This window comes from Cognataquiflexum rubidum (genome assembly GCF_022538115.1).
Classification (GTDB): domain Bacteria; phylum Bacteroidota; class Bacteroidia; order Cytophagales; family Cyclobacteriaceae; genus Cognataquiflexum; species Cognataquiflexum rubidum.
This window is the reverse complement of record NZ_JAKZAL010000012.1, coordinates 146750-159341: the sequence shown is the minus strand read 5'-3', so window position 1 is coordinate 159341 and position 12592 is coordinate 146750. Positions and strand designations below refer to the sequence as shown.

The window sequence follows — 12592 nt, the reverse complement described above, 5'->3', positions numbered from 1 at the left end:
ATTAAGCAACTAAAACATTGACAGCTTCTACTTTAATGATCTCTGGAACTGCCCTTTTGATTGCTTCTTCGACACCGGCTTTGAGAGTCATGGTTGACATGGGACAAGAACTGCATGTTCCTGTTAATTCTAATCTTAATATAAAATCATCTGTTATCTCCACTACTTTGACATTTCCTCCATCGGCCTCTAAATAAGGTCTGATGCTATCCAAAGCAGCTTCAATTCTTTCACTTAATGGGAAACTCATTTATCTTTTTAATTTACTTGTACAACTTCAGTTTTATTTTTTTCAGCGTTCCGGATGGCAATCTGTCTTGCGACGGCCTCGGCCAAAGCTGAAAATGCTTTTTCGGTAATTCCCGATTTCAATACCGCAGGAAAACCGGAATCTCCGCTTTCTCTTATACTTTGGACAATTGGAATTTCTCCAAGTAGTGGGACATCAAATCTCTCTGCAAGTCTCTTGCCACCTTCTTTTCCAAACAAATAATACTTATTATCGGGCAACTCCTCTGGCGAAAAATAAGCCATATTTTCCACAACACCTAGAATGGGTACATTTATTTGGGGTTGTCTGAACATCGTCAATCCCTTTGTTGCATCGCCTAAAGCCACTTTTTGTGGTGTAGTGACGATCACCACACCTGTGACGGGTACAGTCTGTACCATGGTCAAGTGGATGTCAGAAGTACCGGGAGGAAGGTCGATGAGTAGATAATCCAACTCTCCCCATTCCACATCACCGATGAATTGCTTCAATGCAGAACTTGCCATCGGGCCTCTCCAAACTACAGCAGAATCAGCCGGAGTCAAGAAACCTATTGACATCAATTTCACACCATATTGTTCTATAGGCATGATGATATTTTTGCCATCCACTTGTTTCACAGATGGTTGTTCGGCTTCCACATTGAACATGATCGGGATCGAAGGACCGGATATGTCAGCATCTATCAATCCGACTTTGGCTCCCATTTTGGCAAGTGCCACGGCGAGATTTGAGGCCGTGGTGGATTTACCGACGCCACCTTTTCCTGAAGCAATCGCGATTATGTTTTTTACTTTTGGAAGCAAGGGGGTGTTGTTTCTGCTGGTAGTCACATTTGACGTCATGTGAATATCCAAATCGATTTCTACTCCAAATGTCTCCTCTAAGACTTCTATGCAATTATTTTTGATGACTTCTTTGAGCGGACATGCTGGAGTCGTGAGGACAACCTTAAAACTGATTTTCTTTCCTTCTACAGCCAGGTTTTGAATCATTCCCAAAGTGACCAAATCCTTTTTCAAATCTGGGTCTTGGACTTTTGAAAGTGCCTTTAGAATATCGCTTTTTTCTATGTTCATTTTTGATAAAGTAAACTCGTCCGCAAAATAGGCTATAATTTTAGGAATTGAAAAACCTATGTTGTGTTGAAAACAGTAAATGTTTCAATTTGCTTAACTTTCTTCAACCCTAATAAGTTTCGTATTGGATCCTTCCTATTTTTTGATGGAATACTTTTTATCTTTGATTCCCCAAAAATTAGAAAAAAGTGATCAGCAGAAATACCACAGACAAGGTAAGAGAAAGGGTGGACATCGAGGAGGTGGTCAATGATTATGTGCCTTTGAAAAAGAAAGGGCAGAACCTTTGGGCCTGCTGTCCTTTTCACAATGAAAGTACCCCGTCCTTCTCTGTTTCTCCCGCCAAGCAGATTTACAAATGTTTTGGATGTGGCAAAGCCGGCGACCCTATCCAGTTTGTGATGGATATCGAAGGGATAGGTTTCAATGAGGCCATACGGCAATTGGCGCAGAAATATGGGATCGAAATAGAGGAAGACAAGCAGGTCACCCCTGAGGCTGTTCAGGCCTATAACGAAAAGGAAAGTCTATATATCGTTCTTAATTTTGCGAAAGATTTTTTTGTCCAAAACCTCCAGACAGAAGAAGGGAAAGCGATCGGTTTGAGTTATTTCAAAGAAAGGGGCTTTAACCCTTCCATCATCGAGAAGTTTGACCTTGGCTATGCTCTAGACGGTTGGGACCATATGCTCAAAGCCGCAAAGCAGGCCGGACATTCTGAAGAAATTTTACTGAAGGCAGGTTTAATTCTTCAAAAAGAAGGTGAAGCAGAAAGACTTTATGACAGGTTTAGAGGAAGAGTTACTTTCACTATCCATAATCTTGGCGGTAAGCCCATTGGATTTGGCGCAAGAATCCTGACTCAGGACAAAAAGCAGCCCAAATACATCAACTCCCCTGAAACAGAGGTTTACCATAAAAGTGATATCCTCTATGGGATTTTTCAGGCAAAAAAATCCATCAGAGAAAAGGGGAACTGTTACCTCGTAGAAGGGTATACTGATGTGGTATCCATGCATCTTGCAGGTATCGAAAATGTCGTCGCCTCCTCCGGGACTTCCCTTACCGAAAACCAGATCAAGCTGATCAAAAGATTCTCCGACAACATCACCGTGTTGTACGATGGTGATGCTGCAGGGATCAAGGCGTCCCTGCGTGGGATAGATATGATTTTGGAGGGTGGACTGAATGTCAAAGCAGTGGTATTCCCCCAAGGTGAGGATCCCGACAGTTATTCCAGGAAAGTCGGTTCACTTGCATTCAAGGAATACTTAGAAGAAAAAGCCCAGGATTTCATTGCTTTCAAAATCGGTCTTTATGCTGAAGAAGCTGCCAAGGATCCGATCAAACAAGCAGATCTGATCCGTCAGGTCGTCAGCAGTTTGGGTAAAATTCCCGATCCCATCATCAGGTCAGTCTATATCAAACAGTCTGCAAACCTTCTCGACATCGATGAAGATATCATCCAGACAGAGCTGAACAAGATTTATGTAAAGACTGAGAAAGAAAAATACTTCCGGGAGCAAAGGGATTCAGAGCAAGAAACAAATTTTGAAAACCTTCTTCCTACCAAAGAAACTCCGGCATCATCCTCTTCCCTTATCTACATTCAAGAAAGGGAAATGATGCGGCTTTTGGTCAGTTATGGATTTGAAATGGTGTCTGAAGAAACCCGGGTTTGTGAATATTTATTGCAGGAAACTTCTGAGCTTACCTTCGAGACGGCTGTGTTCAACAAAATTTTATCTATTTATAAGAACGCATTGGCTGAAGGTGTTCTTCCCCAGCCCGAGTATTTTTTAAATTTTGGGGACCATGAGGTCAAAAATGAAGTCATCCATTTGATCACTAAAAAGTATGAACTTTCTACACTTTGGGAGTCACGTTTTCAGATTTTTACACACCATGAGGCGGATGACTTGGCTAAGACTGTTTATGACAATGTTTTGCATTTGAAGAAAAAAGTAATCAAAAAATTGCTTGAGGAGGCAAAACATAAAATAAAAGAAGCAGATGACGAGAAATTGGATGTTGAAGTAATCAGCCAAAGGCTTGGGGTCTATATGGAGCTCAAAAAATTTCAGGTAGAAATAGACAGACAATTGGGGATTGTTGTCAGCTATTAACCAAACTTTAATTGGTGAAATCCTGTTTCGTAAAGCAAAGGGTACTAATTTTGCCACCAAATTTTATAGAATTCAAAAATCAACCATGTCAAATTCAATTCAACTCGATCCAATAGAGGAGGCGGTAAAAGCAATAAAAAATGGGGAGGTTATCATTGTTGTCGATGATGAAGACAGGGAAAATGAAGGGGACTTTATCTGTGCGGCAGAAAAAGTAACACCCGAGATCATCAATTTTATGGCTACCCATGGGCGCGGTCTGATCTGCGCGCCATTGATTGAAGACAGGTGCGACCAATTGGGTTTACAACTTATGGTAGGCAATAATACAGCTGCTTTTGAAACTCCCTTTACTGTATCTGTTGACCTGGTTGGGCATGGATGCACCACCGGGATTTCAGCAAGCGACCGTGCCAAAACCATCCGAGCCTTGATTGATGACAGCATTCATCCGGATGAATTAGGAAAGCCCGGACATATTTTTCCTTTGAAAGCCAAAAGGGGAGGTGTCCTCCGAAGGTCAGGTCACACTGAGGCTGCCATTGATTTTGCAAGACTTGCAGGTTTGTCCCCTGCGGGAGTACTCGTCGAAATCATGAATGAGGATGGTACCATGGCAAGATTGCCCGACCTCGTGGAAGTAGCCAGGCGTTTCAACCTCAAGTTGGTTTCCATCAAGGACTTGATTGCTTACAGATTGAAAAACGAGAGCCTCATCAAAAGAGAAATAGGTGTAGACCTGCCGACCAAATGGGGAGATTTTGACCTGATTGCTTTCAGACAGACCAATACAGACGATATGCACCTTGCTTTGATCAAAGGCTCATGGACAAATGATGAACCAGTAATGGTGAGGGTACACTCCTCCTGCATCACAGGGGATATTTTTGGAAGCTGCCGTTGTGATTGCGGACCCCAGCTCCAAAAAGCTATGGAAATGGTAGAAAAAGAAGGGAAGGGAGTTGTGTTGTATATGAATCAGGAAGGCAGGGGAATAGGATTGTTGAATAAACTTAAGGCTTATAAACTCCAGGAACAGGGTATGGACACTGTCCAGGCCAACCTTGCACTCGGTTTGCCAATGGATAAAAGGGATTACGGAGTAGGGGCGCAGATTCTTCGGGATTTGGGAGTAAGCAAAATCAGGTTGATTACCAACAATCCCACAAAGAGAGTTGGACTCCTCGGCTATGGCTTGGAGATAGTGGAGCAAATCCCCATTGAAATCACTCCTAACCCACATAATGAAAAATACCTCACCACCAAGAGGGATAAAATGGGACATACCATTCTAAAAAACGTGAAATAATTGGCAAAATTAAAGTTTTGAAATTCAAAAATTTGCCCGACAAAGGTTAAATTGTATCAACCAAATCAATCTAGGATTCGTTAACCATCTGAACCCAATAACTGAAAGAGATGAGGTACTTACAACTGACACTGATTTTCCTGTTTCTACATACCCTGACGGGTTTGGCACAAAACGGCCAATTTCCTTCTCAGATGTGGCACAAAGGACAAATCACTACTACCAACGGACAGGTTTTTCAGGGAACTTTGAAATATGATCTGGATAATAACCTTGTGCAGCTTCAAAACAGCGGCATAGAAACCTTCAGTGCTTCCGGTGTGGTCCAATTCGAACTCTTTGATGAGCAATATGGCGGAATAAGGACTTTTTATTCTTTACCCTATTCGCTTACCGGTGAGTACGAAACCCCAATTTTCTTTGAGATTTTGACTGAGGGAAATAATATAGTATTGCTATGCCGTGAATATGTGACTACTGACAACCGTAGCATGGGAATGTACTCTCCTATGGTCATGAACCCAATCTGGGGGCCTCCGATGTCAGGAGCATACAAACTTGCTTTCAACTTTTATTTTCTGAAGGATGGAAAAATCCAGAAATATTCCCTAAAGAAAAAAGAGCTTTTGGACATCCTCTATGACAGATCAGATGAGGTGGAATTGTACATGAGAAAAAATCGTTTGGAACATGACCAACGTGGAGATTTACTCCGGATTACGGCATACTACAATCAAATAAAATAATTTTTATGTCAAAAAAACCATTGATTTTGGTTTCCAATGATGATGGAATCACCTCCAAAGGCATCAGGGTATTGGTAAATGTGATGAAAAAACTTGGGGACGTGGTCGTTGTGGCACCTGACAGTCCCCAATCAGGAATGGGTCATGCAATCACCATCGGAGAGACACTCAGGTTGTATGAAGAAGATATTTTCGACGATGTCGTGGCCTATAAATCCTCCGGCACACCGGCAGATTGCATCAAGCTCGCAAAACACCATGTGATGAAAGACCGGCAGCCGGATCTCGTAGTCAGCGGGATCAATCATGGGAGCAACACTTCTATTTCAGTTTTGTACTCAGGAACCATGTCCGCAGCCATAGAAGGAGCCTTGGAAGGACTTCCCTCCATTGGCTTTAGCCTCTGTGATTATTCTTCCAAAGCTGACTTCAGCCACGTGGAAGAATATGTTTACAAAATCTCCAAACAAGTATTGGAAAACGGGATCGCAAAAGGAGTGGCTTTGAACGTGAACTTTCCCCCAAAAAGAAACGAACCTATCCGCGGTGTTAAAGTATGCCGTCAGGCGCATGCCAAATGGCAGGAAGAATTTTCAGAAAGGTTTGATCCAAATGGAAGAAAATATTTTTGGATGGCAGGCAACTTTGTAAATTTTGACAAAGGTGAAGACAATGATGAGTGGGCCATAGCCAACAATTTTGTTTCTATTGTACCATGTCAATATGATTTGACTGCCCACCACGCCATCAGCCAGATCAATGAAGAGTGGAATTGGGATGAACTTTAAACAAAAAAGGAGGATGTGATTCCTCCTTTTTTTTGATACTTTATTCCTTTTTTAGAGCCATTTTGCCAGCATTTTCTCACTTTCTTTCCAAAGTCTGTCCCTCATTTTTTTAGAATGAGCCTCTGATGAGGGTTTTACCGGTCTACTTTTTTTGAAATAATAACCGTTTTTCAAAGAATCGATTTTGGTCTTGGCCAGGTAGATGGTGGTCTTCGCGCCTTCCTCTGCAGTAATCATAAACGGCCCTGCCATTTTCCAAAAAATCCCAAAGATTCCTGATGTTTGCTTTCCGAAATTGGTTTTGACAACTCCCGGATGAAGGGCATACGCATTCAGGCCTTTTTCACCGAAATTTTCAGAAAGGTATTTGGTAAACAAAATATTGAAAAGCTTCACATTGGCATAGGAAATAAAAGAGTTGAATTTTTTATTGGTGTAATTCAAATCATTGAAATCCACTTTAGCCGCCCTGTGGGCTTCAGAACTCACATTGATCACCTTTGGTTTTGGTGCCGCCAATAGCACAGGCATCAAATGGTGGGTCAAAAGAAAATGTCCGAGATGGTTGGCTGCTAAGCCCATCTCGAAACCATCTTTGGTGATCTCTTTATTTTGAAAGATCCCGCCGGCATTATTGATCAAAACATCCAAAGTGGCCGTTTTCTCTTTAATACTTTGAGCCGCTGAGACCACTGTTTCCATATCAGTAAGGTCACAATAGATAAAAGTGATTTTTTTTTGATCGTGCTTGGAAAGCGTTTCGATCAGCTTGTTTGCCTTGGACTCATTTCTTGCGATCAGAAAAATTTCGTTGAAATGAGGTGCAAGTTGGATAAAAGCAACTTCTCCGATTCCGGATGTTGGACCTGTGATGGCGAGTTTCATTTGTCTATGTTTGGTCTTAGAACATTTTACCCCACATTTGGTTCAATAAAACTAATTACCAAAGCGCTGAATTTATATGTGACCCAAATAAAAAATTTGTATTTTTAGCCTTGTGCTTTTTTCAAAACCACAAAAAAGAAACTTGCAATACCGATGGTTTTCGATTCACATTGGTATCTAGCAAGTTATAGGAAACCTGCTTCATCATCGATTGACCTCACCTTTTACCAAGTGGAAAACCAAAAGCCTTTTATTGACATTGACCAAGTATTCAAAAGCAAAAACCCGGGGCTCCATAGATGGCTTCCTAGTTTTGTGATCGATTATGTCAAAAAAGTTGTCCATGAAAAAGAGATAAATAAAGTGATGGCCAATATCGGTCATCTTCAAGGAATGGAGTTTGTCAATGCCCTGATTGGTGAATTCGGCGTAGAAGTGACGCTTACGGGTGCCGAAAATATCCCCCTTGACAGACCTGTGATTTTTGCTTCCAACCACCCCTTGGGCGGAATGGACGGAATTGCCTTTATGTACGCTTTGGGCAAATACAGAACTGACCTGAGGTTTTTGGTCAATGATATTCTGACCAATATCAAAAACTTTGAGCCTTTGTTTGTCCCGGTTAATAAGTTGGGAACCAACAGCAGGGATGTTTCCAGGTTGATTGAGGATACGTATGCAGGGGATTTTGCGGTTTTGGTTTTTCCGGCAGGTTTGGTATCAAGGAAGCAGCCAATCGGAATCAAAGACCTGGAATGGAAGAAAAGTTTTATCAGCAAATCCAAAAAGTACCAAAAGGACATCGTGCCGGTTTATATTGAGGGAAGAAATTCAAATTTCTTCTATAACTTCGCCAACCTCAGGAAGCGAATCGGTATCAAAACAAATATTGAAATGTTTTATTTGCCCGATGAAATGTTTTCACAAAGAGGTAAAAAAGTCATCATCCATATAGGAAAACCAATTCCTTACAGTTACTTTGATAAAACGAAAAGTGAAAGCGAATGGGCCGAGGAAGTAAAACAGATTGTATATAGTAAGGCCTAAATGATAGATGTATGCAAGCGGTAATCCCGGCAATAGACAGAGAATTATTGAAGCAGGAACTTACACCTGAAAGATTTTTGCGTTATTCCAATAACGGAAACAACTTGATCTATTTGGTCAATCACCACAATTCTCCCAATGCCATGCAGGAAATAGGAAGGTTGAGGGAACTGACATTCAGGGCAGCAGGAGGAGGGACAGGTCTTGCACTTGACATCGACGATAATGACATTATTCCAAACTGTTATCAGCAATTGATCACATGGAATCCGGAGGATGAAGAAATTGTGGCAGGCTATAGGTTGATCAAATGCAGAGAGGCAGGCACTGATAAAGATGGAAATATCAACCTTTCTACAGCCCATTTATTTTCCTTTTCTGACAAATTTCTGCAAGAATACATACCCTATACCATTGAGCTAGGAAGGTCATTTGTCCAGCCGCAATACCAACCCAGCCTTGACAACAGGAAAGGGATTTTTTCTTTGGACAACCTTTGGGACGGACTTGGCGCCGTAGTAAAATTGAATCCTGACATCAAATACCTATTTGGAAAAGTCACCATGTATCCACATTACAACAGGGAGGCACGTGATTTTTTACTGTATTTTATGCAGTATTATTTTCCGGATAAAGAAAAACTGGTGGCGCCACATCCTGAATTGCTTCTTACATATGAAACTGATATCTCAGAATTTTCCAATCAGATTAATGGCTTGGATTATAAGGAGGGGTATAAAGTCTTAAACAGCAGGGTAAGGGCCATGGGAGAGAATATTCCCCCCTTGATCAATACCTACATGAACCTGTCGCCAACCATGAAATCTTTCGGAACGGCAATGAACGATGAGTTTGGAGCGGTGGAAGAAACCGGAATTTTGATTACCCTAGAAGACATATACGAGAGCAAAAAACAAAGACATATCGAGACTTTTGAAAGAGATAGGTTTTTTGGCAGTAGAGAATAAGGATTATGAAAAAAACAGTCATTATAGGGGCATCTACCAATACTTCAAGGTATTCCTACCTGGCAGCAGGGATGTTTGCTGAGCGTAATATTCCGGTGGTTCCTGTCGGGATCAAAACCGGGATTTTGTTTGAAAACGAAATTCTGAACATCAAAGAGAAACCGGAAATTAAAGATGTTGATACCGTCACCCTTTACCTTGGGCCCCAAAATCAGCCTGAGTGGTATGATTATATCCTTTCATTGAAGCCAAAAAGAATCATTTTTAATCCGGGTACTGAGAATCCTGAATTTGAAAAATTGGCTAAGGAAAAAGGTATAGACACATGGGAAGCCTGTACTTTGGTGTTGATGAGTACCGGTCAGTATTGATTTTTTCTTGCAACCAAAAACAAATTCATGTACCAGATATGTGGTGCAGAAATCAGTGACACCAAGATAAAGAAAAGCAAGGTGAGTTGATCTGGTTCCATCATATTGTAGAAAAACATCAGAATCAGTGACATTCCCATCAAACTCATCAGGGTAAAGGGCAAGAGTTTAACTATAAAATTTTTAATTTTTTGGGTTTCAAGGTAATCTTTCAAAGCTTCAAATTCTTCGGTCATGCTTGGTAATGAGTGCCAAAAACCAAAGTAAATGATGAAGCCCAGAAGAAGTGGAAGCTGGTAAAGAAATAAACCCAGTAGGCTTATTTCTACCAATAACCAAACCGATCTCACCCCAAAGTTGGCCAAAATGAGTGTAACCGAGATAGAGAAAGAGAAAAAGATGAACCACGTTCCGACAGGGGCAAGATGGCTTACATCAATGATGTTGGAGAGAATGGACATGGTATAACCAATATCTCCCCAAAGGACCGTACTCAGAAAAAACGAACCCAATGAGATATAAGTTAGTTTCTCGAGTTTTTTGAATTTCAGTTTGATAAAATGGCTTTGACCAAAGTGGTAAGCGGACATCAATACAAAAGAAAGCAAAGCCAGGGTAGGAAGTAGAAGCCATACGATTATATAAGCCGCGATGATTGCCAGATATTTGACAATAAATCGAATCAGGTTTTTCTTATCAATAACCGGATTTAGCAAAAGGTGGTCAATCGCACCGTGGGGTATCCCGATTGTAATCAGTATTCCTCCAAAACAAATCCATTGGAAAACATCATTTCCTTCAAAAAATAGTAGATAGCTTAATCCCAAAATTAACCCAAGAATTTTGCCTGCTACCTCAATGCTTTTCATAATTCAACAGGGATTTTATAAAAATCGAAAACTTCAATTTAGACAGAATGCTGATTTCTTCCCAAATGTTAGTTTCTTCATTGAGGAATTTAAGCACTAAATTGGCTTTATTCAAAGCAAACATTTGGCCGAAAATCTGAGGCATGGCAGCGGGCCATTTGACAGCAATATTCAATATGATATTGTCATAAAAACCAAATCTTGCTTTTCTGTTCCATTTCTTAGAGCTGACTTTTCCGGTTAGAACGATCTCATTGACAATTGATTTGCAATGTTTTTGAATATCGTAGAAAGTATAACCTGTGGATGGTTTGGAGCATCCTGCTAAAGTGCCTAAGTGAATGATATTTGGATGGGTGTTTGCAGGTGTTTCCAGAGTTGTCATAGGAATACTGCCTGATTCTTTAAAGGAAATGTCATATTCTGACACGCCAAGTTGATTATTAAGATAATTGGCAAGTTCTCTCTCTAACATGGGGATATCAATATCACCTTTGGTGTAGAGTGTATACTCAATTAATGCTTCTTTTTTGTTGTAGGGAAGTACATAAAAAAAATCGGTTTTGGTTTTTTGTTCAGAAACAAAGTGCATCAGGGATACGGCATCCGGAGAGAATGAATCCTTTTGGCAGGCGACCTTCCAACCAACAAATACTTGTTTGAGGATATTATTTTCCTTGGGAGCTAAGGAGAAGGGAATGCTGTTGAATAAAATTTCAGAACTGAAAATGCCCGACTTGGATGTAACTACCCTAACGGAACTTTCCTCTGTGTTTTCGATTTTTTCTACACTGTCTCTTAGAAACGAGACATTTGGAAACCGTTTTATTTTTTCAATTACCTCTTTATAAAAATCGGAGGACTTAATGTGGAAGTATTTGAGATTCCTTAGATGGGCTGAAACCGATTTTTTAGCTTCAGTAATTTTGATTGAATCCCACGAAACCAAAGGTGTGTTTTTTGGGTGGATTTCAAGTGGGTTTTCTGCCCAATAGCACCAGGTTCTGTCATTTTCAGTTTTGGATGAGTTGTCGATAAGTAAGATTTTTTTATCCCTGAGCGGACTGTCAAGTAAATAATAAACCAAACTTAAACCGGCACATCCAAGCCCTGTAATAATGTAATCGTAGGTTGCCATGGGTTTTTTGGGTTAAAAAAAGAAAGCTCCTCCATGATTGGAAGAGCTTTCTTTGCAAGATTAAGCTATTTGAGCTTTTTTGTTTTTGTTTGTCTCAGAAATGGCTACTGAGTATATCACCAAACCGAAACCGATTTTGTTGATAGCATCAGCCAAGTTGTAGAACAAATCGATGCTGCTGACTTCAAAAGCACCGGACAATAAATTACCTGGCAATACCATGTAACCCAAAGGATAGATAGACCAACCTAGGGTGATGAATATTTTCAAAAGGAACATTGCTCTACCCAATGCTGGGCTGTCTGAGCTTTTTGCCAATTTGGCAACATCACCTGCGAATACTTCATATACAATGTATAAGTAACCGATTGTGGATATTATACCCCACATGACGTTACTTTCAATTCCTGAAGTTTCTCCAATGTAACCGGCGATAAGCATCAATAGGGAAGCAAGAATCAATTTGGTTAATGTACTTGTTTTGGCACCAAATGGCTTGGTCAATAAGTAAAACTCTACGCACATCAATGGAACTGTGAGCGTCCAATCTACATACCTGAAGGCTGTTGGGCTCTGTCCTGTTTGTAAGTAGAAATCTCTCATGTAATAGTAATGCACCGCTGCAATCCCGGTAATAAGACCGGAAACCAATAAAGACGTCTTCCACTTGTCACTGACAGAGTTTCTTTCTACGAAGAAGAAAACTGCCGAAGCAAACATAGCCATATACCCCATGAAAAAGGTTATGGCTACGGGATCACTATTGATGATCTTATCAAGACCGATCAATTCTGCTGTTAATAAGGTGTTCATAGAGTAATGGATTTAGTTAAAATGGATTTTTGAAATATTGTTTGGGTGAGACCTCGTGTACATAAGATAAACAGAATAAGATTTGTTTAATAATATGCATTGAATATTAAACATTTGTATATAAAAAGCTTAAAAACAGATATGAACAGTTGTAAATTGTGAAATCTGAAAATTTATATTAT

At 40.4% G+C, this 12592-nt stretch carries 13 protein-coding genes; 7 read left to right on the top strand and 6 right to left on the bottom strand.

The features are described from left to right. Position 1: 1 nt before the first annotated feature. Together MMU05_RS14185 and MMU05_RS14180 are read right to left on the bottom strand one after the other, a co-directional pair. Complete coding sequence (locus MMU05_RS14185; RefSeq protein WP_241142338.1) at positions 2-250, bottom strand: NifU family protein; 249 nt, start codon at positions 248-250, stop codon at positions 2-4. Between the two features lie 8 nt (positions 251-258). Beyond that, the gene (locus MMU05_RS14180; RefSeq protein ID WP_241142337.1) at positions 259-1350 is read right to left on the bottom strand and encodes an Mrp/NBP35 family ATP-binding protein; all 1092 of its coding nucleotides are present in this window, start codon (positions 1348-1350) and stop codon (positions 259-261) included. Positions 1351-1538: 188 nt separating this feature from the next. On the opposite strand from MMU05_RS14180, the gene dnaG reads away from it, so the two are divergent. From dnaG to surE, 4 genes are all read left to right on the top strand, one after another. Beyond that, positions 1539-3476, top strand: a complete 1938-nt coding sequence (gene dnaG, locus MMU05_RS14175) for a DNA primase (RefSeq protein ID WP_241142336.1) — start codon at positions 1539-1541, stop codon at positions 3474-3476. Between the two features lie 85 nt (positions 3477-3561). Further along, positions 3562-4785, top strand: a complete 1224-nt coding sequence (locus MMU05_RS14170) for a bifunctional 3,4-dihydroxy-2-butanone-4-phosphate synthase/GTP cyclohydrolase II (protein ID WP_241142335.1) — start codon at positions 3562-3564, stop codon at positions 4783-4785. Between the two features lie 110 nt (positions 4786-4895). Further along, positions 4896-5531 carry a hypothetical protein gene (locus tag MMU05_RS14165; RefSeq protein ID WP_241142334.1) on the top strand — a complete coding sequence of 212 codons (636 nt, stop codon included), beginning with the start codon at positions 4896-4898 and terminating at the stop codon, positions 5529-5531. A 5-nt stretch (positions 5532-5536) separates the two neighbouring features. Continuing rightward, on the top strand, positions 5537-6319 hold the full coding sequence (gene surE / locus MMU05_RS14160) for a 5'/3'-nucleotidase SurE (RefSeq protein ID WP_241142333.1): 783 nt from the start codon (positions 5537-5539) through the stop codon (positions 6317-6319). Between the two features lie 51 nt (positions 6320-6370). Here the strand turns inward: surE and MMU05_RS14155 are convergent, their stop codons facing one another. Further along, positions 6371-7204, bottom strand: a complete 834-nt coding sequence (locus MMU05_RS14155; protein ID WP_241142332.1) for an SDR family NAD(P)-dependent oxidoreductase — start codon at positions 7202-7204, stop codon at positions 6371-6373. 231 nt (positions 7205-7435) lie between these two features. On the opposite strand from MMU05_RS14155, the gene MMU05_RS14150 reads away from it, so the two are divergent. From MMU05_RS14150 to MMU05_RS14140, 3 genes are read left to right on the top strand one after another with little or no spacing between them, the layout of a single operon-like run. Next, a complete protein-coding gene (locus MMU05_RS14150) occupies positions 7436-8251 on the top strand; it encodes a 1-acyl-sn-glycerol-3-phosphate acyltransferase (protein WP_241142346.1) in 816 nt (271 codons plus the stop codon). An 11-nt stretch (positions 8252-8262) separates the two neighbouring features. After that, positions 8263-9219, top strand: coding sequence for a GNAT family N-acetyltransferase (locus tag MMU05_RS14145; protein ID WP_241142331.1), 957 nt, complete (start codon positions 8263-8265; stop codon positions 9217-9219). A gap of 5 nt (positions 9220-9224) precedes the next feature. Then, complete coding sequence (locus tag MMU05_RS14140) at positions 9225-9590, top strand: CoA-binding protein (protein ID WP_241142330.1); 366 nt, start codon at positions 9225-9227, stop codon at positions 9588-9590. On the opposite strand, the gene MMU05_RS14135 is transcribed toward MMU05_RS14140, so the two are convergent. From MMU05_RS14135 to MMU05_RS14125, 3 genes are read right to left on the bottom strand one after another with little or no spacing between them, the layout of a single operon-like run. Further along, complete coding sequence (locus MMU05_RS14135) at positions 9581-10459, bottom strand: Brp/Blh family beta-carotene 15,15'-dioxygenase (RefSeq protein ID WP_241142329.1); 879 nt, start codon at positions 10457-10459, stop codon at positions 9581-9583. The two genes, MMU05_RS14140 and MMU05_RS14135, sit on opposite strands and share 10 nt — an antisense overlap. Continuing rightward, on the bottom strand, positions 10446-11597 hold the full coding sequence (locus tag MMU05_RS14130) for a lycopene cyclase family protein (RefSeq protein ID WP_241142328.1): 1152 nt from the start codon (positions 11595-11597) through the stop codon (positions 10446-10448). Before MMU05_RS14130 ends, MMU05_RS14135 begins: the two co-directional genes overlap by 14 nt. 60 nt (positions 11598-11657) lie before the next feature. Further along, positions 11658-12410, bottom strand: a complete 753-nt coding sequence (locus tag MMU05_RS14125) for a bacteriorhodopsin-like (protein WP_241142327.1) — start codon at positions 12408-12410, stop codon at positions 11658-11660. Positions 12411-12592 lie beyond the last annotated feature (182 nt).

Bases quoted from the DNA above. Each gene is read 5' to 3' on its own strand.
- MMU05_RS14185 (WP_241142338.1), bottom strand. From the start codon at position 250: ATGAGTTTCCCATTAAGTGAAAGAATTGAAGCTGCTTTGGATAGCATC.
- MMU05_RS14180 (WP_241142337.1), bottom strand. From the start codon at position 1,350: ATGAACATAGAAAAAAGCGATATTCTAAAGGCACTTTCAAAAGTCCAA.
- MMU05_RS14170 (WP_241142335.1), top strand. From the start codon at position 3,562: ATGTCAAATTCAATTCAACTCGATCCAATAGAGGAGGCGGTAAAAGCA.
- MMU05_RS14165 (WP_241142334.1), top strand. From the start codon at position 4,896: ATGAGGTACTTACAACTGACACTGATTTTCCTGTTTCTACATACCCTG.
- surE (WP_241142333.1), top strand. From the start codon at position 5,537: ATGTCAAAAAAACCATTGATTTTGGTTTCCAATGATGATGGAATCACC.
- MMU05_RS14155 (WP_241142332.1), bottom strand. From the start codon at position 7,204: ATGAAACTCGCCATCACAGGTCCAACATCCGGAATCGGAGAAGTTGCT.
- MMU05_RS14145 (WP_241142331.1), top strand. From the start codon at position 8,263: ATGCAAGCGGTAATCCCGGCAATAGACAGAGAATTATTGAAGCAGGAA.
- MMU05_RS14140 (WP_241142330.1), top strand. From the start codon at position 9,225: ATGAAAAAAACAGTCATTATAGGGGCATCTACCAATACTTCAAGGTAT.
- MMU05_RS14135 (WP_241142329.1), bottom strand. From the start codon at position 10,459: ATGAAAAGCATTGAGGTAGCAGGCAAAATTCTTGGGTTAATTTTGGGA.
- MMU05_RS14130 (WP_241142328.1), bottom strand. From the start codon at position 11,597: ATGGCAACCTACGATTACATTATTACAGGGCTTGGATGTGCCGGTTTA.
- MMU05_RS14125 (WP_241142327.1), bottom strand. From the start codon at position 12,410: ATGAACACCTTATTAACAGCAGAATTGATCGGTCTTGATAAGATCATC.